This is a genomic window from Negativibacillus massiliensis (assembly GCF_900148495.1).
Classification (GTDB): domain Bacteria; phylum Bacillota; class Clostridia; order Oscillospirales; family Ruminococcaceae; genus Negativibacillus; species Negativibacillus massiliensis.
This window is the reverse complement of sequence record NZ_FTRU01000008.1, coordinates 321725-342464: the sequence shown is the minus strand read 5'-3', so window position 1 is coordinate 342464 and position 20740 is coordinate 321725. Positions and strand designations below refer to the sequence as shown.

The 20740-nt window shown below is 40.9% G+C and carries 18 protein-coding genes and 1 pseudogene; 8 read left to right on the top strand and 11 right to left on the bottom strand.

Annotation, left to right across the window (positions count from 1 at the left end):
- Positions 1–678 precede the first annotated feature (678 nt).
- Both BQ5375_RS07710 and BQ5375_RS07705 read right to left on the bottom strand, forming a co-directional pair.
- Positions 679–2013 (bottom strand): sensor histidine kinase, encoded by a 1335-nt coding sequence (locus BQ5375_RS07710; protein WP_022133502.1) that lies wholly within the window; start codon positions 2011–2013, stop codon positions 679–681.
- Positions 2010–2690: a response regulator transcription factor gene (locus BQ5375_RS07705; protein WP_022133503.1), complete on the bottom strand. Its 681-nt coding sequence runs from the start codon at positions 2688–2690 to the stop codon at positions 2010–2012. The genes BQ5375_RS07710 and BQ5375_RS07705 overlap by 4 nt, the downstream gene beginning before the upstream one ends.
- Before the next feature lie 151 nt (positions 2691–2841).
- Here BQ5375_RS07705 and BQ5375_RS07700 point away from each other — a divergent pair, with 151 nt between their 5' ends.
- Complete coding sequence (locus BQ5375_RS07700) at positions 2842–5010, top strand: ABC transporter substrate-binding protein (protein ID WP_022133504.1); 2169 nt, start codon at positions 2842–2844, stop codon at positions 5008–5010.
- A gap of 662 nt (positions 5011–5672) precedes the next feature.
- Here BQ5375_RS07700 and BQ5375_RS14525 read toward each other — a convergent pair.
- The 3 genes from BQ5375_RS14525 to BQ5375_RS07685 form a co-directional block, all read right to left on the bottom strand.
- Positions 5673–5966 carry a DEAD/DEAH box helicase family protein gene (locus tag BQ5375_RS14525; protein WP_022133505.1) on the bottom strand — a complete coding sequence of 98 codons (294 nt, stop codon included), beginning with the start codon at positions 5964–5966 and terminating at the stop codon, positions 5673–5675.
- Between the two features lie 260 nt (positions 5967–6226).
- A complete protein-coding gene (locus tag BQ5375_RS07690; RefSeq protein ID WP_022133506.1) occupies positions 6227–6427 on the bottom strand; it encodes a hypothetical protein in 201 nt (66 codons plus the stop codon).
- A complete protein-coding gene (locus tag BQ5375_RS07685; RefSeq protein WP_022133507.1) occupies positions 6396–6704 on the bottom strand; it encodes a hypothetical protein in 309 nt (102 codons plus the stop codon). Before BQ5375_RS07685 ends, BQ5375_RS07690 begins: the two co-directional genes overlap by 32 nt.
- 633 nt (positions 6705–7337) lie before the next feature.
- On the opposite strand from BQ5375_RS07685, the gene BQ5375_RS07680 reads away from it, so the two are divergent.
- The 7 genes from BQ5375_RS07680 to BQ5375_RS07650 all read left to right on the top strand — a co-directional run bounded on the left by BQ5375_RS07680 (position 7338) and on the right by BQ5375_RS07650 (position 14052).
- Positions 7338–8426 carry an ABC transporter permease gene (locus tag BQ5375_RS07680; protein WP_022133508.1) on the top strand — a complete coding sequence of 363 codons (1089 nt, stop codon included), beginning with the start codon at positions 7338–7340 and terminating at the stop codon, positions 8424–8426.
- 1 nt (position 8427) lies between these two features.
- Positions 8428–9180, top strand: coding sequence for an ABC transporter ATP-binding protein (locus BQ5375_RS07675; protein WP_022133509.1), 753 nt, complete (start codon positions 8428–8430; stop codon positions 9178–9180).
- A 78-nt stretch (positions 9181–9258) separates the two neighbouring features.
- Complete coding sequence (locus BQ5375_RS07670) at positions 9259–10368, top strand: ABC transporter substrate-binding protein (protein WP_022133510.1); 1110 nt, start codon at positions 9259–9261, stop codon at positions 10366–10368.
- A 38-nt stretch (positions 10369–10406) separates the two neighbouring features.
- On the top strand, positions 10407–11591 hold the full coding sequence (locus BQ5375_RS07665; RefSeq protein WP_022133511.1) for an ABC transporter substrate-binding protein: 1185 nt from the start codon (positions 10407–10409) through the stop codon (positions 11589–11591).
- A gap of 148 nt (positions 11592–11739) precedes the next feature.
- Complete coding sequence (locus BQ5375_RS07660; protein WP_022133512.1) at positions 11740–12123, top strand: DUF4418 family protein; 384 nt, start codon at positions 11740–11742, stop codon at positions 12121–12123.
- 13 nt (positions 12124–12136) lie between these two features.
- On the top strand, positions 12137–13357 hold the full coding sequence (locus BQ5375_RS07655; RefSeq protein ID WP_022133513.1) for an ABC transporter permease: 1221 nt from the start codon (positions 12137–12139) through the stop codon (positions 13355–13357).
- The gene (locus BQ5375_RS07650; RefSeq protein WP_022133514.1) at positions 13354–14052 is read left to right on the top strand and encodes an ABC transporter ATP-binding protein; all 699 of its coding nucleotides are present in this window, start codon (positions 13354–13356) and stop codon (positions 14050–14052) included. Before BQ5375_RS07655 ends, BQ5375_RS07650 begins: the two co-directional genes overlap by 4 nt.
- 761 nt (positions 14053–14813) lie before the next feature.
- On the opposite strand, the gene BQ5375_RS07645 is transcribed toward BQ5375_RS07650, so the two are convergent.
- From BQ5375_RS07645 to BQ5375_RS07625, 6 genes and pseudogenes are all read right to left on the bottom strand, one after another.
- Positions 14814–15902, bottom strand: coding sequence for an SAVED domain-containing protein (locus BQ5375_RS07645; protein WP_076917663.1), 1089 nt, complete (start codon positions 15900–15902; stop codon positions 14814–14816).
- Positions 15899–16393 (bottom strand): Mov34/MPN/PAD-1 family protein, encoded by a 495-nt coding sequence (locus BQ5375_RS07640; protein WP_159438026.1) that lies wholly within the window; start codon positions 16391–16393, stop codon positions 15899–15901. The genes BQ5375_RS07645 and BQ5375_RS07640 overlap by 4 nt, the downstream gene beginning before the upstream one ends.
- On the bottom strand, positions 16371–18080 hold the full coding sequence (locus BQ5375_RS07635; RefSeq protein ID WP_022133518.1) for a ThiF family adenylyltransferase: 1710 nt from the start codon (positions 18078–18080) through the stop codon (positions 16371–16373). The genes BQ5375_RS07640 and BQ5375_RS07635 overlap by 23 nt, the downstream gene beginning before the upstream one ends.
- Positions 18061–19080: a cyclic GMP-AMP synthase DncV-like nucleotidyltransferase gene (locus BQ5375_RS14345; RefSeq protein ID WP_022133519.1), complete on the bottom strand. Its 1020-nt coding sequence runs from the start codon at positions 19078–19080 to the stop codon at positions 18061–18063. Before BQ5375_RS14345 ends, BQ5375_RS07635 begins: the two co-directional genes overlap by 20 nt.
- 332 nt (positions 19081–19412) lie before the next feature.
- Complete coding sequence (locus BQ5375_RS14660; protein WP_022133520.1) at positions 19413–19709, bottom strand: transposase; 297 nt, start codon at positions 19707–19709, stop codon at positions 19413–19415.
- Positions 19699–20622: pseudogene (locus tag BQ5375_RS07625) on the bottom strand (IS256 family transposase). The gene BQ5375_RS14660 and the pseudogene BQ5375_RS07625 overlap by 11 nt, the downstream one beginning before the upstream one ends.
- Positions 20623–20740 lie beyond the last annotated feature (118 nt).

Here is a 20740-nt window from a genome sequence, read left to right as displayed (position 1 = left end):
GTATTAAGAAAAAGCAAATTACTGTTTTTCGCTTCCTGACTACTATGCTGTAAAACTTTCGCATCTTTTCTCTTCCCCTCTCTTGCATTCATCTTACAGTAAACAATATTATAGATAAAAACAAGATGGAGAAAATAGTCAAAATTCCAGATTTGTCTGAATTTTAGACAAATCTGGAATTTTGACTGACAACGTTTTTTCTATGGCCCATAATTTATAAAACTATCTTTTGTATTTATGAATAATACATGAAATCCTCGTTAAATTATATTCAATTGTCACAACAACTATAAACAAACTCCTTTGGCTTGGCAATATGATTACTTGCTATCCTTGAAAGGCTTTGCATACTCCTTCTTGCTCAAAGTATCTTCAATTTGATCTTGCTTTTCCTGCTCTTAATTTTTTATAGATTATTTTCCGATGGTACTTTGGTGTAAATACAAAATAATATTCGTACAAATAACTTGTGTAGGCTGTATGTTTTCTTCATTTTTCACTTGCTTAACCCCCCTTACTCTTTCGTAATATGGTTCGAAAAAAATTGAGGCGCAGGCAACCAACTGGTTGCCTGCGCCTTCTCGACAGATAAAGGTATTTGATTATGTAATGGTTTAAACGCCGGTGAAGCAAAGAGGATAATCCATTATGTTTATTCTCCGGTCAAACAGCGTTATGTCAATGTGGTTTGTTCGGTAAAGGTAATTCCAGAACAAATACGGTGCTATAAGGTGGTTCCTCTTTCAAATACAGCCGTCCACCATGAAGGCGAGCCAGTTCCTGGGCAATAGACAGGCCAAGGCCGGAATGATCTTTGCCGCCCCGGGCTGCATCCGCCCGATAAAAGCGATCGAATACACGACCCCACAACTCCCTTGGAATACCGGGACCATTATCTTTGACCAGAATGAAAATGCTGCGTCGGGAAGTCCGGGCTGATAGGGTAATTTGACCGCCGGATTGTGTGTAGGTACAGGCGTTATCCACTAGAATGGTCAATAGCTGCTCCAGCCGCTGCGCATCTCCCCGAACCGGCGGCAAACTGCTATCAGGCAGATCCAGCAGAAATTGCTGTGCCTTTTCCGCTGCCAGAAGTCCCCCATTCTCTGCTACTGTGGACAAAATGCTATCTAAATCGATTATCTGGGATTCCAAAGACCAAGTACCTGTATCGCTGCGTGCCAGTACCAGCAGGTCACTCACCAGCCGTCCCATGCGCGCACATTCCCGGCAGATAGTTTGGCGAAGAGTTTCATCCTGCTCTGGTGACATTCCCAGTACGGAGGCACTGGCTGATAGAACGGCCAGCGGAGATTTTAGTTCATGGGATGCCGCAGCCACAAATTCTGTCTGCCGCTGTATACTCTCCGAAATAGGTCGGGCGGCCCGGCCGGACAGCCACCAGGACAAGGCAAGCAATACGATAATACCACCGACCAGCAACCCGACACAGGTCATACGCATCTGGAAGATTTGCCCCTGCTCCTGCTGCAAATCCTTCATCATGACAGCAGTCTGCCAGCCGCTGCTGGAGGATAGAACCGCGGCTTGTACCAGATAGCGGTCGCCATGATCACCGCTCAATGGAAAACTGACACGAGCCGTTTCCGCTGGGAGCATAGGGCGAACCGTCAACTCCAAACCTTGTGCACGAGCCTGTTTTTGAGCACGTTCCAGTAATGTACTGCGCGATGTTTCCGTAGGCCAGATCCCTTGAAACTTTAGTGGTTTACCGCCGTCGCTCAGAAAGATCAATGCTTGATTGGAACGCTCCTGCTGTGCCAGCCATTGGTTGCTGATGATGCTTTCTGTCTCCAGATGGGTCAGAAGGCTGTCCATGCTACTGTCCAGATGATGCCAGGTGGCCTGTCCCAACTGTTTTTCGGCCAGAGAAAGTAATAAAATGGACATCACCACCATAACCAACGTAACCACTGTAAAAATTGCTAACATCAATTGTCGCCGTAGACGGAGCAGTCCAGCGGCGGCTGTCGCATTATGAAAGGATTTCACGGTGATACCTCCAACCGGTAGCCCACGCCCCGAACAGTAATAATTTTTACACAGGAGTTCACAGCTGCCAGACGGCGGCGCAGAAAATAAATGTAGTTATCCAGATTGCCGTCCTCCACAGGTGCATAGGCGCCCCAAATGCGGGATAATAACATTTCACGGGACAGCGTCTGGCCTGCAAAGCGAAAAAACAACTCAAAAAACGCCAATTCTTTTTTGGAAAGCGTACAGATACCGCCAGGGCCGTGCAGAGTTAGGTTGTTTCGATCCAACTGCAAATCGCCGCAGGAAAGCAAGTTGCTGCCATCTTCTAACGCACCTGGCCGCCGGGCAATAGCCCGAATCCGTGCCAGAAGCTCATCTGTTGCAAAAGGTTTCGTCAGATAATCGTCGGCTCCGGCATCCAAGCCCTGCACCCGATCCTGTATGCCGTCCAAAGCCGTCAGCATCAGCACAGGGGTGGTGATCCCGTGCTGACGTAACTGTGCCACAATGGATAATCCGTCCGTTTGGGGCAGAAGCCGGTCGAGTATGATCAGATCATAGGCGTTTTGCAGACCATATTGCAGGCCATCCTCGCCGGTATATACAAATTCTGTATCATACCCTGCAGCCTGAAAGCAGATGGACAGGGCAACGCAAAGCTCTTTATCATCTTCTACCATTAAAATTCGCATGGATGTCCTCCTTTGAATGTATTTTTTACCATTATACCACAGTTTTCTCTAAGTTTTCTCTAATTCTGTTTTAGAATGATACTTAGATGATTTTTAGAGCTATGACCATTATAATAGAGATCAGTAAAATTGGAAAGGAGAAATTCAAACGATGATACAATGGAAGCAATCAATTGCGATACTATTGGCAGGTTGTCTGTCCCTGTCTTTGGTAGCTTGTAGTGGCAATGACAATCAAGCACTCCCTGAAGGAGGAGATGACACCAGCACCGTTGGTCGTTATATCGAAACACCGATAGAGGCCGATTGGGGAAGTGATGATCGGATTTTAGGTATGCAGACCAACGAAAGCGGCACCGTGAGTTTTTACACTGTATCCAAGTCCGGTGATCCTGTGGAAGTAACACGTCATGAGATTGGCGCGAACGATGTGGTTACTAGCCAACCAATGGATTGGGGGCAAGCATTGCCTGATAATAACACTATGGTGAGTGCCATAGCAGAGTTGTCTGATGGAACAGTGATCTTGTTGACCCAGGAGGACACTGGCACCAACCTATACCGCACGGCACTTGGGCAAACAGAATGTCAGCCTATTTCCATTACCGACTGGCCCACACCTTCCTATTCAGTAGAGGGTACCTATGGACCCAGTACCATATTTCCGGCAGGTAATGGCTTCGTGGCAGTGTTCAACGACCAGCCCGAGCATGGGTTGGAGTATAGAACTGCTGATGGTGTGCAGACGTCGACCATTTCCAATAGTATGCTTTACCTGGGTAACAATGATGTGGTTGCCAACAATCAGCAGGTACTGGTCCGTGACATCGCTAACAAGCTGCTACTGCGCTACGATATTGCCACTGGCAATAAGTTGGGAGAGAGTGCCTGCAACTTTGTAGATATCAATACTGCTATGCTATTGACAGAGGATGCCCAGTATTTGGTCGATGCTACCGGTCTCTATCGTCAAACGCTAGATGGAGATAAATGGGAGCAAATTTTTAACGGAGAGGGCTCTTCATTGAGTGCGCCGGCAAACATAATTACGGGTATGGCACTAGACGGTGGAGATGGCTATTACATAGCACTGTCCACCTCCATGGGTCCTCGTGTAATTCATTATATTTGGTCTAATGAGACCCCTTCACTACCAGATACAGAACTGACGGTTTTCTCTCTAAAAGATTATCCCATTCTTCGTCAGGCCATCAGCGAGTATCAGACTCAGAACCCCAATGTGAAAGTGACGCTACAGATTCCGTCCGTTGAGGGAGCTACCACCGAAGATGTTATCCGCGCTTTGAACACGGAGATCCTCAATGGCAGCGGTCCCGATATTTTAGTGCTGGATGATCTGCCCGCCCAGTCTTATGCGGAGAAAGGCGTTTTGCTGGATTTGAATTCGGTAGATGGGCTGCTGGAAGGTGTGCTACCCAATTTAACGACAGCTCAAACTCATGGCGACAGTATCTATCAGATTCCGGCTCAGTTTACCATACCGGTAATCGTCAGTAAAACGGGAACTACCCAGCCCGACAGTATGTCAACCTTGTTGCAGCAGATCCAAGCCAACAGCGGCGATGTTCCATATCTGGTAATTCCCCCCAACCTCGATGCGGCAGAGAATTTCCTTATGGATTGGTATTTACCCTGTGCACCCGAAGTATATTCAAACAACACTTTGGACGTGGCGCAATTGGAGACTGTGCTGGGACAGATTCAATCCATGCATAGTCAGTTGCAGTCGGATGCCGCGAAATTTGGCGTGACACAGGAAGGTATCTGGGTTGAGACAGACAGCATGGTGGAAAGTATTGACGATGGCATTTATCAGGTGGGGCAAGGCAGTGCGACGGCTCATGTAACTACATTAACGGGTAGAACCAGTCTAGAAGCTTTGAGTTTTCAGCAGGATGGTCAGTGTCAAATTGACTCCCTTTACGGAAGAGGCCGTTTCTTACCCCAATGTAGTGTGGGTATCACAGCAAACAGTCAGCATCAAGAGGAGGCAGAAGATTTCCTCAGTGTTTTGCTGAGTCAATCGGTTCAATCGGCTTATGTAGGCATTGGATTTCCTGTTCGCGAAGAAGCTCTGAAAGAAGTGACCCTAAAAACATTCAGCGACGAAAACGGTAAACTCCAACCCTTAGGCGAACAGTTTTTGAATTTGTGTCAAACGCTCCACTCAGCCATTCCCCGGGATGCCGTGGTGGAAGAAGCGATCAGAGCGCAAGCATCCACCGTGCTTAATGGCGGTAGTGCCACAGATGCGGCCAATACCATAGCCGATGCAGTTAACATTTATTTGGCGGAATAACCGAAAACTCTATCAGCAGCTGGAAGACGTTTTCCCAATTGGGAAACACCTTTCCTGAGAACCAGAGCGTATTTCATGAAGCATAAAATCCCAGTTTGGTCTTTGGCTGCACAGCTGCGCCGGAACTGTCAAGTCGTTGCCGGTTAGGTTACGGCCAAACAATAGTTTTCCAGCCGCTGGCATCTGTCCTCTGCCAGCGGCTTTCCGTTTTTTTGTCATGACGTATCATCTGCTTCATCAAATATTCTCCGTTTTTAGTGATTTTAGTTTCAATCAGATAAATATCTTAACCTACATTTACACTGTCTACAATTGCCTGTTCACGTGGATATTCGCTAACGATATTTTCATCAAATAAGGCAAAAGTTCGCTTATCCGGCGTAGCAGTTAACACAATGATAAATGAATCAAAATATGAATATACCTTACTCTACACATTGTAAATAGAATTATGACATTTATCTACAATAATTCCGTCAAAAAATTTAGGCGGGTATTTTCATTGTACATCACTTCCTTTGGCGCTTTGCTGTCAGTTGTGACATATTCCGCAAAAGATATTTCTTTGGCAGATTCGTTCAGCTCTTCTCCTTTTAGGCTTGAATACATTCGCTAAATTGTGCTGATGCAAATCTGAACATCAGAAGGAATATAGGAAAATTTCAACCAACGCACTCCATAAAGCTGAGAAAAAGGACAGGGATCATCTTGGTGTATTTACGTTCTGCCTGCTCTCCAAGGCTTTTTGTGTCCACCAAAAACAAAACACGGTTCATCTTGCCGTATTTAAGTAATCGGTAGGGTTCCGTAATTGCCGTAAAGTTTTTTCCCGCACCAATTGCCATTTGTATAAGAGCTTTTGTTCGATTGTTTGCAAACGAATTGTCAAGATTACGAATCGTATTAATTTGATATTTTCTGAATCCTGTTTCATCAAATATCAGAAAATACTTCATATTATTTAAATATAATCTCAGTGTCCTTGTATCTGTCCATAATGATGATCATATCTTTCCAGCTGTTTATCCTGATAAAATATACACACCTTTCTCGTTCCTCATCTTCTCTGTATAACATACTAGTTCAGAACAAAGCATTTCTTTTTCGATTTTCATAGCTGATTCCTCCTGAAAAAAATAAAGCCTGATAGCATCTATTGATACTATCAGGCTTATTTTTATAATATATATTTATTTTTGCAGGAAGATCGTTCCTTCTACCGAATCGGCAGATTGGTATTCTCTGGATTATGCAGAACCTCTTCCAGTTCTTCTCTACTTACAAAGATACGATTTCCTATCATCTTTGCATCCAGATACCTTTTCACAAATATCCGTAATTTTTTTCTGCTGATGGGCAGGTATTCCTTCTGAATATCTGTAATACTAAGATACTGGCATTTCTGTGTTTCTTCCATCTTTCTCTTCCTCCTTTTCTTCCACACTTTTCCCTTCAAACAGTCGAAAACTTGTCACTTCTTTTCCATACTGCTTTAATCTAGGGCTTTTGGATAATTCCCTCCCTAAACGGACTCTTTCCCCCTGTGTCAGTTCATCTGTCATAAAATAATTCTGATACACTTTGGGATTCTTTCCTGGAATAATACGATCTGCTATTTCCAATATTTCGTCTTCGTACTCACGAAGATCAATATCTTTGTGGCTGGCATCGGATAATCTGAACATTCTGCGCATGTTCCCAACCTCCCTTCTAAAGTTATTATTGATTTGTTCGTTCTTTTTCAGGGCAAACGAAGCAAAATCAGGACAGTTGAGATCATATCGGAAAATGCTGATTTAGTAGGGGTAATATTTTGTTCGTTGGATTTTGATACAAAGGAACACATAAGAAAAAGAGAGATGCAAGCATCTCTCTTTCTTATTATTATCATGGTAATTTATCTATTTTAAATTTAAATCATCCAATATGGGGCTAAAAAGCTTGTAAAAGAAGATTTGATTTTGCATAGCACATTATATTCGGCTTATGTCTATATTATATACTGTAATTTCATTTATTTTCTTTTTTATCGATACAATTGGTAATATCGTTTGTCCCAAATAAAAGAAAGGTATTTATAATATAAATACCTTTCTTTTTAATTATCTTCTTATTACACTAAATTACTTTCAAATTATTTTGTATTTATTGTTTGTTTTTAATAATTATAATTCATTTAAACTATTTTAAGATCGCAAACAATAGAAATTATCTTTTGGACATTCTTTAATCTTTATGATTATATATAAATTGTAAATACTTGGTAAATATTGTCATATTTACACTGCTATTATAAGCAATTGAACTAAAACAGGAGCGTGAAAAAAATGAAATTGGAAGAAATTGTTACAAAATCAGCAAAGTATTCCGATGAAAAACAAATCCCTTCTCCAGACAAACTGACAAGACAGCAGCTTGCAGAAATAGAGGAAAAAGAAAAAACTCCTCTTCAAAAACTTCTGGATGATATTATTGTTATCCTGCCTATTCTATGTGGAATCATTTCTGTTTTGGAATACTGCCTGCTTCCAAACAATTCTGCAAACAATAATCCATTAACTTATTTGGTCCTTTTAATCATTTTAATCATATGGTACTTTGTTCGAATGATCATTGCTTTTGCTAAACGAACACATGGCGATAAGCAAAACTATCAAAAACTACGTTATAAGGCACCATTAAATTCCGCTTTATTCCTCTTTTTAGCTATTTATGATTACCTAACTTTAAAAACAGGAATCTTAATGCACCCATTTGTTCCATGTATCAACGCTATCATCAATATTGCCTGGATTGACCGGGAACAACTGATTATTAGTGCACTCCATACCCTTCGTTTATTATTTATCGGTTATTTTATTGGCGTAATTCTTGGCTTAATTACCGGCATTGCCTGTGGATACAATGAACGTGTTCGATATTGGGTCAATCCTTTGATCAAATTTCTTGGCCCAATTCCAACCTCAACCTGGATCCCAATTATTATGGTCGTAATCGGCGGACATTTGTTTGAAGGTGCTATCTTCATCATTGCTCTCGGCGTTTGGTTTGCTGTTACAGTTGCTTCGATGACAGGAATTTCCAACGTAGATCGCTCTTTCTTTGAAGCAGCAAAAACACTAGGCGCTTCGGAACGTCAGCTTGTGTTTAAAGTTGCCATCCCACATGCTATGCCAAGTATCCTACAAGGTATGACACAGGGTATGAGTACCGCCTGTACCGCTATTATGATCGCTGAAATGATGGGTGTTAAAGCCGGTTTGGGATGGTACATTACCTGGGCAAAATCCTGGGCTTCCTACGATAAAATGTTTGCATCACTATTTGTCATTTGTATGATTTTTACCGTTGTTACTAAAATTTTGAACTTTATCAAGAAACGTGTACTGCGTTGGCAGATTGGAGTTGTGAAGTAAAATGGAATCTGTTGTTTTAACATTAAATGAAGTATCAAAAAGTTTTGCAAAAGTGGAAAAAGATGAAATTACCCATGCTCTTGACCGCATTAGCTTAAACTTCAAAAGCGGTGAATTTATCAGTCTGGTTGGAACCTCCGGCTGCGGAAAATCCACGATTCTTCGTTTGATTGCTGGTCTGATCACTCCGACTACAGGCACTGTTTCCGTCAACGACAAAGAAGTAACAGCCCCAGGACCTGATCGAGGAATGGTGTTCCAAAAACCAACTCTTTTCCCATGGTTGACTGTTGAAAAAAACATCGCTTTCAGTCTCCAGGTCCAAAACAAATTAGCTGGTAATGAGGATCGTGTGAAACGAATGCTAAAGCTCATTGGTCTGGAAGATTTCAAAGATGACTATCCCAGCCAGCTTTCCGGCGGTATGGCACAGCGTGTCGCTTTGGTGCGCTCCCTGATCAATGAACCAGGTATTTTGCTTCTGGACGAACCTTTGGGGGCTTTGGATGCTTTTACTAGAATGAATATGCAGGATGAGATTCTAAATGTTTGGAGAGAAAAAAAGCAATTGGTCGTTATGGTAACCCATGATATCGATGAAGCAATTTATATGGGAACCCGGGTCATTGTTATGGAAGCAAATCCTGGACGTATTAAAGCCGATATTCCGATTGATCTTCCTTACCCTCGCCATCGAAGCAGTTCTCAGTTTACTGATTACCGTACACGTATTTTAAAAATGCTCAACTATTAATCCTTACTTATGTTTTTTATGCTGCTATTCCATATAGCAAATAAAATATGGTTCATTAATAGAAAAAGGAGAAATGAAATGAAAAGAACAAAACTAAAAAAAGTACTCTGTATCATTCTGGCCTCTTTGATGATGATATCTGCTTCTGCATGCCAGCAGAACTCCACCGAAGAAACCTCTACTGCACAAACCACCCAGACCGAAACTTCTGAAACCAAAACCGATGAAGTAAAAACAACAGAAACTTCTACTGAGGCTGCAGAAGATAATGATCTTTCTGCTATGAAAGAAGAGCCGATGTACAATCAGACTATTCAATACTGGTATGATGGCGGTAACTGTACATCTGCTCCATATATTGCAGAAAAACTCGGCTACTTTGATGAATATGGTATTAAGGTAGAGTGTCTGAGCGGTACTGCTGTTAAAGAAGCACTTGGTACCAATGCTGCACAGATGGGCGTCAGCCATATTGCTTCTCTGCTGATCCCAATCACCAATGATGTTGATTATACCTTTGTTGCTGGTGCTCATATAGGCTGTAAATCCTTATATGTTTTGGCTGACAGTGAATATCAGACTACCGAAGATCTCAAAGGTACCAGAATTTCCACCCCAAACGGTGTCGGCAACAGTGACTACAATATTACTGCTATGCTGTTGGATGCTGACGGTATCAATCCTCTCAATGATGTAGAACTAACTCCTGTGGAAACTAGTGCCTGTGTTGCTGCAATGGAAAGCGGTGAAATCTCTGCTGCTCTTCTGTCCGATACCTATGCTTACCAACTGGTAAAAGACGGTAAACTCCGTATGATCCGTTCTTTAATTGATGAAGATTTTCAGGATACTCCTTGCTGTGTTCTTGCAATGAACAACACCTTCCTTGCTGAAAATCCAATTATGGCAGAAAAAATGGTTGAGTGTGTCAAAAAAGCAAGTGAATGGATGAGAAATAATCCAGAAGAAGCTGTTCAGATTCTTCTCGATGATGGTAAGATGAGCGGCGATTTTGATATGAATGTAGAACTTTGGAATACCCTCAACTTCGGTCTAACTGATGACTTTACTCAGAAGGGTCTGGAAGAAACAACCAACACTTACCTGCGACTTGGACTGATTACCTCCACTGACAGTCTGGACGATGTTATGGAAGCTGCTTGGCATCCACTGTATCCAGAAGCATAAGCCAATCCACTTTTTTAAATGTATCAGGAGAACCTATTATGAAAAATACTCAATTGAAAAAAGCTTTATGTGCTATTTTAGCAACTATGCTGATGCTGACAGCAACTGGTTGTCAACAGGCTACTACTGAAGATACTACTTCTGCAAACAATACTCAGTCTGCCGCTGAACAGACCGCTGAATCCGAAACAACATCCGAAGAATCTAAATCTGATTCTGAAACCGCAGAAGAGACTGCAGAAGAGTCTGGTCCAATCGAAAGGAACTCCCCTTATGTCGATGAGCCAATCACCTTGACTGCTGAAGAACAGGAGGCCATGAAAAAAGAACCTGCATATGGAAAAACTATCCGTTACTGGCTTTCCGATGGTTGCACCTCTGGTCCAGTTGTTGCAGACAAGCTCGGTTACTATGCTGAAGCTGGTCTGACCGCAGAAGGTGTCAAAGGTACCAGCTATACCGAAGCACTTGGAACTGGCTCCGCTGAGGTTGCTGTTGGTCATATTGCAACCATGCTGGTTCCATGTACCAATGGTGTGGATCTGACTTTCGTCGGCGGTGCTCATATTGGCTGTAAATCCCTGTATGTTCTGGCTGACAGTGAGTATCAGAGCACTTCTGACATGGTTGGAACCAAGATTGCTGTCCCAAATGGTATTGGTGCAAGCGACTATAATATCACCTCTTTACTTCTGGATGCGGATGGAATTAATCCACAGCAGGATGTTGAGCTGATCCAGGTAGAAACCAGTGCTTGTGTTGCTGCAATGGAAAGCGGTGAAATTTCCGGCGCCCTTCTGTCCGATACCTTTGCATATCATATGGTAGAGGAAGGCAAGCTCCGCTGTGTTCGCTCTTTGACCTGGGACGAAGATTTTCAGCAGGAACCTTGCTGTATTATTGCTATGAATGCAACCTATGTTAAAGAAAATCCAATTCATGCAAAAGTAATTACCGCCTGTGTTAAAAGAGCACATAACTGGATGCGTTCCAATCCAGAAGAGGCAACTCAGCTTCTGATTGATGAAGGCCTTAACAGCGAGGACTTTGATATGAACGTTGAACTCAACCAATCCCTGTATTTTGGTTTAAGTGATGATTTTACCGAAGCTGGTCTGAAGGACATTGCATCCGACTATATTCGTCTTGGCTTGATCACTGCAACAGATGATCTGGATACTGTTATGGAGAAAGCTTGGAATCCACAGTGTCCTGAAGAATAATGAATAGTCATCCCCATGGAATACCCATGGGGATGACACCAAACGAACAACTTATCACAGTTTGACTCCCTAATATATGCAAAAAGATATGATCCACGAGGGATCGAAGAAGGAATTATTAAAGAAGGAATAAAAAGGAGAAATTATGATGAAACAGAAAGTTGTATCTATTGTTTCCGGTATTCTTGCATTACTGTTGGCAGTCGGTCCATGGACTTTGTTCCAAGCCTGCCCTACAACTGAAAAAGTTATGAAGTGTCACTGGTGCTGCCGCGCTGTTATCCCAGTTGCTATCATCTTGCTGGTGATCACTGTCCTTCAGCTTCTGATTAAAGACACAAAACTTTTCAGAAAACTCAGTCTAGTTGGCATTGTTGGTTTTATAATGCCGATTTTACTCACTACCCTTTTGATTGGTGGATGCATGAAACCGGAAATGGCTTGTAACGTTGTTGCATTTCCTGTTATTAACACACTCTCTGCTGTTGGTATCGTACTGCAGGTTATTGGTTTCCTGACTAAAGAAAAATAAGGACGTGTCATAAATGAAAAGTACTTCCTCTATTGTTTGCAGAATGGCCACAAAAAATCTGCAAAGACGTCCTGTTCGTACCCTCTGTATGATGTTCTTTGTTTTTATGCTGTCCACATCATTGTTCTGCAGCTCCGTGTTGGTAGACAGCATGCAAGGAACATTGCAAAAAACAACCGACCGTCTCGGCGCTGACATCATTGTTGTCCCCGAAGAATATGAGCGCGAAATGGCTGACTCACTTTTTCTGGGTGAGTTATGCAGCTTTACCTTTGACCGGGAATGGGTCGATGTAGTCAGTAATCTGGATGGTATTCAGGAATGCACTACCCAAATGTATATGGCTTCTCTTGCTGCTGATTGCTGTTCCGCTGCTACACAAATGATTATCTTTGACCCGGAAACAGATTTTATTGTAACACCATGGTTGGAACAGGATGGTCTTGCCCTTCCTCAAAAAGGCGAATTGTACATCGGTGCACTGATTAATCCTCCGGAACCAGACAGTATCAAATTCTTCGGAGAAAACTACCATATCATTGGTCAGTTAGAAAGAACTAATACCAGCTATGACACCTGTGTATTTATGACAGTAGAAACTGCGCAGGAAATCATGGACAGCGAAGGATGGGCAGCTGCTTTTGGTGAACCAACTTCTGCAGCCGCTGATTTGGTTTCTTCGATGATGATCCGCGTAGAGGATGGGGCAGATGCCAAAGCGATTGCCAGAGAGATTAATTACTCTATCGAAGGCGCCCCAATCTCCGCATATACAACAAATGGTATTTTCAGTGGTGTTATCTCATCTGTGGAAAGCATGACCGGCTATAGCTCTGTTTTGATGGTTTTGATGCTTGTTCTCGTTATTACTGCACTTTTATCAGTATTTACTATTACAATCAATGAACGAACCTCAGAATTTGGTGTTCTGGCTTCTCTTGGAGTAAGCAGCCCAAAATTAGCTGGTATTGTCTTAACAGAAGGAACAATTATTGGTTTTCTTGGTGGATTTTTCGGAATTTGTATCTCTGTTGTAGCATTGATTTTGTTTTCTACCCCTATCCAGGTGAAGCTTTCCATTCCACAGTTAAACACTGAGATTTCTTACTTATTGGTACTGTCCGCAAAATGTATTTTTCTTTCTGTTGCTGTTTCTCTGCTTTCTTCTCTGTATTCTACATGGAAAGTCAGTCGAACCAAATTAGATGGATTGATTAAAGGAGAAGAATTATGATTTTGCAGACAAAAGATTTAACCAAAACTTATCAACGTCAGGGACAGCAGTTTGATGCCGTCAGTCATGTTACGTTTTCTATGGAAAAAGGTGAAATGGTCGTTTTGACTGGTCCATCTGGCTGCGGCAAAAGCACATTTTTCCATTTAATTTCAGGTATCACTGTTCCCGATTCCGGAGAGATCATTTTTGATGGAGAAAAAATCACCTCCCTTACTCCTCAGCAAAAAACAACTCTTCGAGCTTCCAAAATCAGTTATATTTTACAAGGAGATAGTCTTCTTCCAAACTTTACAGTACTGGAAAATATCTGTTTGCCCCATCAGCTTTCCAATGTCACTAATCCAGAAGAACTCTCCTCTAAGGCAATGGAATTGATTCAGGAATTTGGTTTAGAAAAGCTGACCAATGATTATCCGACCAATCTTTCTGGCGGAGAACGTCGACGGGTTGCAATTGCCCGTGCTTTTGTCCATAATCCTCTGATGGTTGTTGCAGATGAGCCAACCAGTGATCTGGACGAAGAAAACACCAAGATTATCTTAGATTATTTTCAAAAGCAAAGCTCACTTGGAAAATCTATTCTGATCAGCACGCATGATTTATCCTGTCTGCGTCCAGGTGTCACTCATTATATTATGAGAAAAGGATCTATGAAGTTTGAAAATCACATCGAGTCCTTAGCAAAGAATTGAAAAAAGTCTCTACCCAGAAAATTCTGAGTAGAGACTTTTTGTTATATATCACTTTCCGTGATAATGAATGGTGGAGGCGAGGGGAATTGAACTGTTGTAACCTTGTTCCCTTCCTGTCACCTATTATACTAATTTTTCCTTTTGTTATGCGGTTTTTTCGCTTTTGTTTTCCCTTCTTTTCCCTACCTGTATTGAGCTATTTTCAGGCGTATTTTGGGCATTTGTCTACCCAAATGTCTACCTGAAAGTTCCCTGTCTTGTTCTTCCCTTTTTGTCACTTTTAACTTTTAGATATAAAGTGTTTTCAGGGAGTAAAAGATTACTTTTGATATCCTCACTTTTTCTTGCAATTTCTTAATTACATAATTTCCACAAAAATACTCATTGAACAATCCAACTACCAGACTGTTCAAATAATGCCTTAAAAATTTGTATGGCAATGCAATTGGTACACTCCCCAAAATTTTTCTGAACAACAGAACATAATCATATCCTAATGTGCCACTTTCTCCTATCACTCACATAATTTGGTTGAGTTCATAGTTCCTGTACTTCGAGCTTCTTTTCACTGTAGCGTTTTTATAACACAGCAGACTACTTTCAGATCAGAAATTACTCTCAAGATAAACAATCTGTCTTCTTGACCCTGAGAGGACAAAACGTGCATTTAGAATATGGGATGAAAGATCTGCATATTTTACTTTATAAACTCGCTCAAATATTTCACACATCAGAATTACTTCATCGGTTGTTCAGAATGGTTAATCAATATTTTCGCAAATAGGTTGATAAATTACTGCACTCTCCGGAGGTAATTTGTTAGATATTCCCCATGGATACTTTTCTGAGGAACTACGTTCATACTGGTACACAATAATCTCAGGGTCATGATGTTCGCTAAAACCCTGTGCAAGAAAAAATGCAAAATCACTGGAAGTTGCAAGCACTAAATGAATTCGTTGAATATCCTTATAGAAAAACACTTCACGAATTTTACTCAAAATACCGCTTCGTAATCTGTTCATGATTGCATATGAATCAATTACATCGAATCCGTACATTGATTCTTTTTCCATCTCAAAACGCAACTCACAACACATGTCATTTTTTCGAAAGACAATTAAATCTTCATTTGATACAGGTAATGATGTTGCGACGACTACAAGCATCTCTTTAGAAGTCGAAGAAGGATTATTTGTTAATTGTCCTAGCAATTGTAATATATAATTATCAGAATCGTTTGAGATTTCTTTAAACTTTGATTGTTCATCCCGGTATTTGTGTAAAAGATGTACTTGTCCTTCATCGCCTATTTGGAAACCAGCACGAAAAATTAAAGGAATGTGTGCAATCCCATAATAGAATATCTCAGTGAATTCATCACATTCTTTAAGAATCCTTCTGATAACATTATCTTGAATACTAATAGCATTAATAATATCATGATTGTTCATCTGATCAACAAGATTAATATCTATTTCTTTAACTGAATAACCAAATAGATTTCTTTCATCATAAGTTGATAAAGAGTTGGAGAAGGTGCTATGTTTTACCACTATAGCCTTGGAGCGCATTACAAATTTACAAATACTCAAGAAGATAAAGATAACGAACAAAGCATAAATAACGATTTTAACAAAATTATTCCCAAATACAACATAGAATTTCGGAAAAAAATTATCAATAGTATTTGCTATATTAGAAATATTCCATAATTCAAATTCTTTCAGTTTTTTGATGTCAACGAGTGTAAAAAGTGTAAGAGTTCCCAATATAGTCAAACCTAACTTTAGCGCACTGCCTGGCAAATTGGAAACAATTTTTCTTAATTTCTTTATCAAATCTTTCATAGTTCTTTCCCCTCAATAAGAATGCCCCTAGTAGAATCGCAAAGCCACACTCGAAATGCTTCGGTTCCGGCAATAATAAATATTAATGCACTGGTGGAATTGGAATTTTTTATAATAGATTTTTTCCAGTCCTGAATATCGACAAACGATGGAATCGGTATTTTTGACGGATGCGTGTGCCACGTACCGATATATCCATATGGAGATTTCAGAGATTTAAGAAGTTCTTGATGCTGTTTACCAAGGAGCAATGAAACGCGGGATCTAATATCTTCGACTTGAGGTTCGGTAGCTCCAGAAATAGTAAAGTTTCCAGTGCACGCATTTTCGTAGCCTAAAAGCATTCCTCCCGCTTCAGTAAGTCTACTCGAAGTTTGCCGCTGCATATACAAGATTTCTTGAACCTCAGGAAAGACATCCAGTACAATTCCATTTTGAAATACAATCTTTTTTATAAAAGCACGATCATTATAGGTGACCACATATTTCACATCTTTCTTCTGCAAAGCTATCATTAATAATCGGAATAACAGCAATACTGCTTTTAAACGAAGAAAAATCATTTTTAATCGAAGCAACTGTATTTTTGCTAATAGAACCATCTAGGATCCCCTGTAGCATAGAAATAGCCAAAGATGTATTACGAACAAGCACATTATTTCCGTATGGGGAAAAAGAGCCGCCGCAACCATTTCTAATAACTCTCTCTGATCCATCAGCATATGATATTTTGCTTTGTCCGAGCAATTCCTCATTATTGTAAAAGAGGCAATTAAAACATCCTTTTTGAGAATAACGCATCACAAGTGCATGGGATCCTTTACCCTCCGCATCTAACCAATTATATAGAAACCAAGCAGTACTTTTAACTTTAGCAAAACGATAATTAAGTCTCCTTTGCAGATCTGTACCACCAACAGCTACTATTATAACTTGATACTTTGCAAGTGTTTTAGAAAGTAAACTATCGTCCATTTCCAAAAGATTTGGTATTTCATCGATTAAAACAAGAGGATTTTCAATTTCCATAAAAAGTTTCATCTTAAAAGTTTTATTTTGCCCGTCACTGCGTGGGCCCAAGTAATGCCGGAACGCATTGCCACTTGTAAATTTATCTGGATCTGATATGCCGATGTTAACAATTCCTAAATTAACAAGTTCTGGTAAGATATAACTTCCAACAGACCCACAACCCAAAAGAAGTACAGATGGAGGATTCATATGAGCCTGCCCAACTCGTTCATGCAGGTATTTTAAATCCATACGGCTAGAGTAAATCGGCGTAAATGAAATAAAGTCCTCTTGAATTTTACTAATAAGGTCTTTTTTTTCCTTATTTCTAAATGATAAAACACCTACTACAGATATCCGCACAGAGTTAGGTTGAGAAAAAGAAAAGATAACAACTTTCCTGTAGTTATCTACCTGCAAATTTCTTAGGAACTCAAAAGAAGTAGGCGAAATCCTATCTATTGTCTGACTATAGACAATATTTAATATATCTCTAGCTTCCCAAGGAACATTGGTCTGTGGAGGGATAATCCCCTCCGGGACTTCGATAGGAATATATATAGCAGTAGATATAGATCCTTTTGGGGTATTACAGGAGTTAAACTCTACACCATCAGGGAAAATAATATACTTCCCCCTCTTTTTTTCCTCAGAATACCAACAATTAAGTAAAGAAGCCGTCTCTAAGTTAGGTAGATAAACCTCAGCTTCTACATGAATGTTTCCAATCAATTGGCAGGCTGAATTCCAATAGAACTCAAATTCTTTTAAATATTCGGTATCTATTTGGCGTGGAGATAGCGTTAATAGAGACTGAACTTGACCCAGATACAATGTAACCAAGTCAGCTAATGAATAAGATGATAGAACATGCTGTTCCTTATCAATCAGGCATAATGAACTAAGTTTCTTTTTATCGTCATATCGAATATAGTGAGGTGGGAGATGAAATCTATCTGCAATGCTATCTTCGATACAAACTAAAACTTCCCGTAAATAAATATTGGCAGGCTCAAAAACATATAATATCAACGAACTCCCACAATAAGTAAACCTAGCCTTAATTATGTTGCCTTCCATAGTTATATTAATTAGCGAAAATTCAGCATAATTGTTGAACGCTGATTGGACAATTTTGAGATAGTTTTCACGCATAGCTATATTCATTTCTTGCAGTTCCTGTCTTTGTTTGTGGTTTCGGTGGCAATTCAAAATCTGTTCCAAAAATCTCTTGTAAGAACTTTGCTGCTTCATATTCCTCAGATGCATCAACAGCATTTTGTACTTTAATGCAAAGAGTTAACCATTTCCTATAGAATCTATCCTGATAATCTTCAGTCATTTTATAAAACACATTACTCCAAGGTCTGACAGGAAGGGAATATTTTATAGTATATTTTCCTGTTATCAAATTACAGGAAAATTTGTTTTTGATGCTGTTTACCACTGTGTTTAGCGCTAAAAGGTCATCATCTTGACCATCAGTTATTTTGTAAACGAAAGCATCTCCGGCCATTAGAGTAAATGCAATACTAGGCGGAATTTGATCTTTGCTATAAGAATCACCATAGTTTTCGAGCTTCCATTTTTTTAGGTATCGCACAATTCTACGCAGTTGATTTCCTTTAGCTCCTGCAAACAAATTATCCAGATGCTCGTTCAATCCGTAAGGATCACAATGCTCCCACTCATAAGATTGTGAAAACTCCTTTCCTCGAGCCAGATAGTAATTACCGTTATGTTTTGCATAAACTGGAAAGTCAATATGAATTTTTTCTTCACCGGCCTTCAGATATTTCACCGTAACACAAGGTTCTTTAATTAAAGGGTTACGCTTATTTTCAATTTTTAGAGCATCTCGTACACATTTTTTGATTTTCCTTGGATCATTATAGGCTTCAATATCAAGTTCAAAATCAACCGCTACATCTCTGTCTGGTGCATCACTAACAATTCCGGTACTAACATTTTGCCGATAACTACCTTGGTCAAAAAAATGAAGATCTGATTTTGTAATCTCAATTCCGATACCTTCTAATTTTTGAGGAAGTTTGTTTTTAATATCAGTCTGAAGAGTCTCTCTCTTTTCCTTTAACTGACTTGTTTCTTTATCAAGCTTAATTGTGTTATGAAAATCTTGAAACTGCTTATATAACTTTGCACCCATGCTATTGTTCCTCCAATGTATCATACAATTAAACATATAATACCAAACATTTTAATGAATTACAATAGATCAAATTCTATATCTTGTATTCAATCAACATTATATTTCTATATAGTGTATTTTTGTAACCATAAAAGCATAGAAGAAATTAAACTATTTTCGCTTCTGTTAAGTTCTTATCTTTAAGTATAAATTATGATATAAACTAAAACTGCATCCCAAAAGCGTCTGTTTTTTGGGGTGCAGTTCACTCTTTTAACAAAATACTTTCTGATTAGGTAGTGTCAACAGTTTTTCGCAAATTGTTTTGCAGAACCTGGGTATGAATGAAGTCAACCTGCAATGGAGGTATCCTCAAGGGCTGCCTCTAGGTGCTTCATATTCATGTACTTTTTGTTGCCCCACTGGGTGCCGGCCACATGGCGCAGCCGGGCACAAACCAGCATCAGAGCAGAGTTGCCGTCCGGGAAACTGCCCACTACACGGGTGCGGCAGCGGATCTCCCGGTTTAATCGCTCAATGACATTATTGGTACGGATGCGAGTCCAGTGTTCACTTGGAAAATCGCAGTAGGTGAGTGTCTCCTCAATACCATCCTCTACTTTCTTAGCTGCCTCTTTAAGCTTCATAGAGCGCAGCTCCTCTAACCACGGCTTTGGCCTTCTCTCGGGCAGCCTTCTTGCTCTCCTGAGCGTGGATCGCCTTGAGCATTTTAGCCACCAATTTCACCTTGGAACTAGGGGTTACAGAGAAAACATTGCAGTAGAAGTGGACGGTACAACGCTGGTACTTGGCTTCAGGGAAAACTTCTCCCACAGTCTCCAGCATACCAAGGCACTTGTCTCCAACAATAAGTTTCACACCGTCCAGACCACGGCCACGGAGCCATTGGAAGAAGCTGACCCAGCTGGCCTTGTCCCCCTTCATGCCCTCAGTGGCACCTAAAACCTCACGGTATCCGTCCTCATTGACTGCAATTGCTACCAGAATAGCTACATTCTCAAACTCTCTGGGGATGGAACATCCCCAGCTCCAGCTTTCGGCGCAAGTAGCTCCCATCCACATAGACATACGGATATCGTCCGCCCTGCAGAGGGCGGTTGCGCCAATCCTCGATGCGGACATACGCTTTCTTGCTCAGTTCACTGAGGTGGAGGAAGAGACCTTACTGCCCCACAGAGCTTCGGTGATGTCTTCCACACGCCGGACGGATACGCCTGCCAGGTACATCTCGATGAGGGCCTCTTCCACGCTGCTCTCCCGGCGGCGGTACCGCTCAATGATGGCAGTCTCAAAGGAGATTCCCTTGATCTTAGACACCTTGAGGGTGAGATCTCCGGAAGTGGTCGTGAGGCTGCGGTTGTAGTGGCCGCTGCGGTAGCCCTGGCGCTGTTCGTTGCGCTCATACCGGGCCGCCTGGGTCAGTTCCTCCGCCTCGGCCTCCAGCAGCTCGTTGAGTGTTTCCTCCACGCTACCTCGTACCAACTCCTTAAGCTGCCCCTTGATTACTTCCTCGTTTAGCTGTACAATCTTCTCGGACATGGTTTGCTCTCTCCTTGCGAATGGTAGTGTCACAACTTCATTCTACCAGAGTTCTGCAAACCATGTCTCTTTTTACCCTCTTTTCAATTTGCGAAACTTATTCTACCTTATCACAAAT

Coding starts and splice junctions, on each gene's coding strand:
- BQ5375_RS07705 (WP_022133503.1), bottom strand. CDS start 2,690: ATGCGAATTTTAATGGTAGAAGATGATAAAGAGCTTTGCGTTGCCCTG.
- BQ5375_RS14525 (WP_022133505.1), bottom strand. CDS start 5,966: ATGAAGTATTTTCTGATATTTGATGAAACAGGATTCAGAAAATATCAA.
- BQ5375_RS07690 (WP_022133506.1), bottom strand. CDS start 6,427: ATGGAAGAAACACAGAAATGCCAGTATCTTAGTATTACAGATATTCAG.
- BQ5375_RS07685 (WP_022133507.1), bottom strand. CDS start 6,704: ATGCGCAGAATGTTCAGATTATCCGATGCCAGCCACAAAGATATTGAT.
- BQ5375_RS07675 (WP_022133509.1), top strand. CDS start 8,428: ATGGAATCTGTTGTTTTAACATTAAATGAAGTATCAAAAAGTTTTGCA.
- BQ5375_RS07680 (WP_022133508.1), top strand. CDS start 7,338: ATGAAATTGGAAGAAATTGTTACAAAATCAGCAAAGTATTCCGATGAA.
- BQ5375_RS07650 (WP_022133514.1), top strand. CDS start 13,354: ATGATTTTGCAGACAAAAGATTTAACCAAAACTTATCAACGTCAGGGA.
- BQ5375_RS14660 (WP_022133520.1), bottom strand. CDS start 19,709: ATGAAGCTTAAAGAGGCAGCTAAGAAAGTAGAGGATGGTATTGAGGAG.
- BQ5375_RS07645 (WP_076917663.1), bottom strand. CDS start 15,902: ATGAAAGATTTGATAAAGAAATTAAGAAAAATTGTTTCCAATTTGCCA.
- BQ5375_RS07655 (WP_022133513.1), top strand. CDS start 12,137: ATGAAAAGTACTTCCTCTATTGTTTGCAGAATGGCCACAAAAAATCTG.
- BQ5375_RS07635 (WP_022133518.1), bottom strand. CDS start 18,080: ATGAATATAGCTATGCGTGAAAACTATCTCAAAATTGTCCAATCAGCG.
- BQ5375_RS14345 (WP_022133519.1), bottom strand. CDS start 19,080: ATGGGTGCAAAGTTATATAAGCAGTTTCAAGATTTTCATAACACAATT.
- BQ5375_RS07660 (WP_022133512.1), top strand. CDS start 11,740: ATGAAACAGAAAGTTGTATCTATTGTTTCCGGTATTCTTGCATTACTG.
- BQ5375_RS07670 (WP_022133510.1), top strand. CDS start 9,259: ATGAAAAGAACAAAACTAAAAAAAGTACTCTGTATCATTCTGGCCTCT.
- BQ5375_RS07665 (WP_022133511.1), top strand. CDS start 10,407: ATGAAAAATACTCAATTGAAAAAAGCTTTATGTGCTATTTTAGCAACT.
- BQ5375_RS07700 (WP_022133504.1), top strand. CDS start 2,842: ATGATACAATGGAAGCAATCAATTGCGATACTATTGGCAGGTTGTCTG.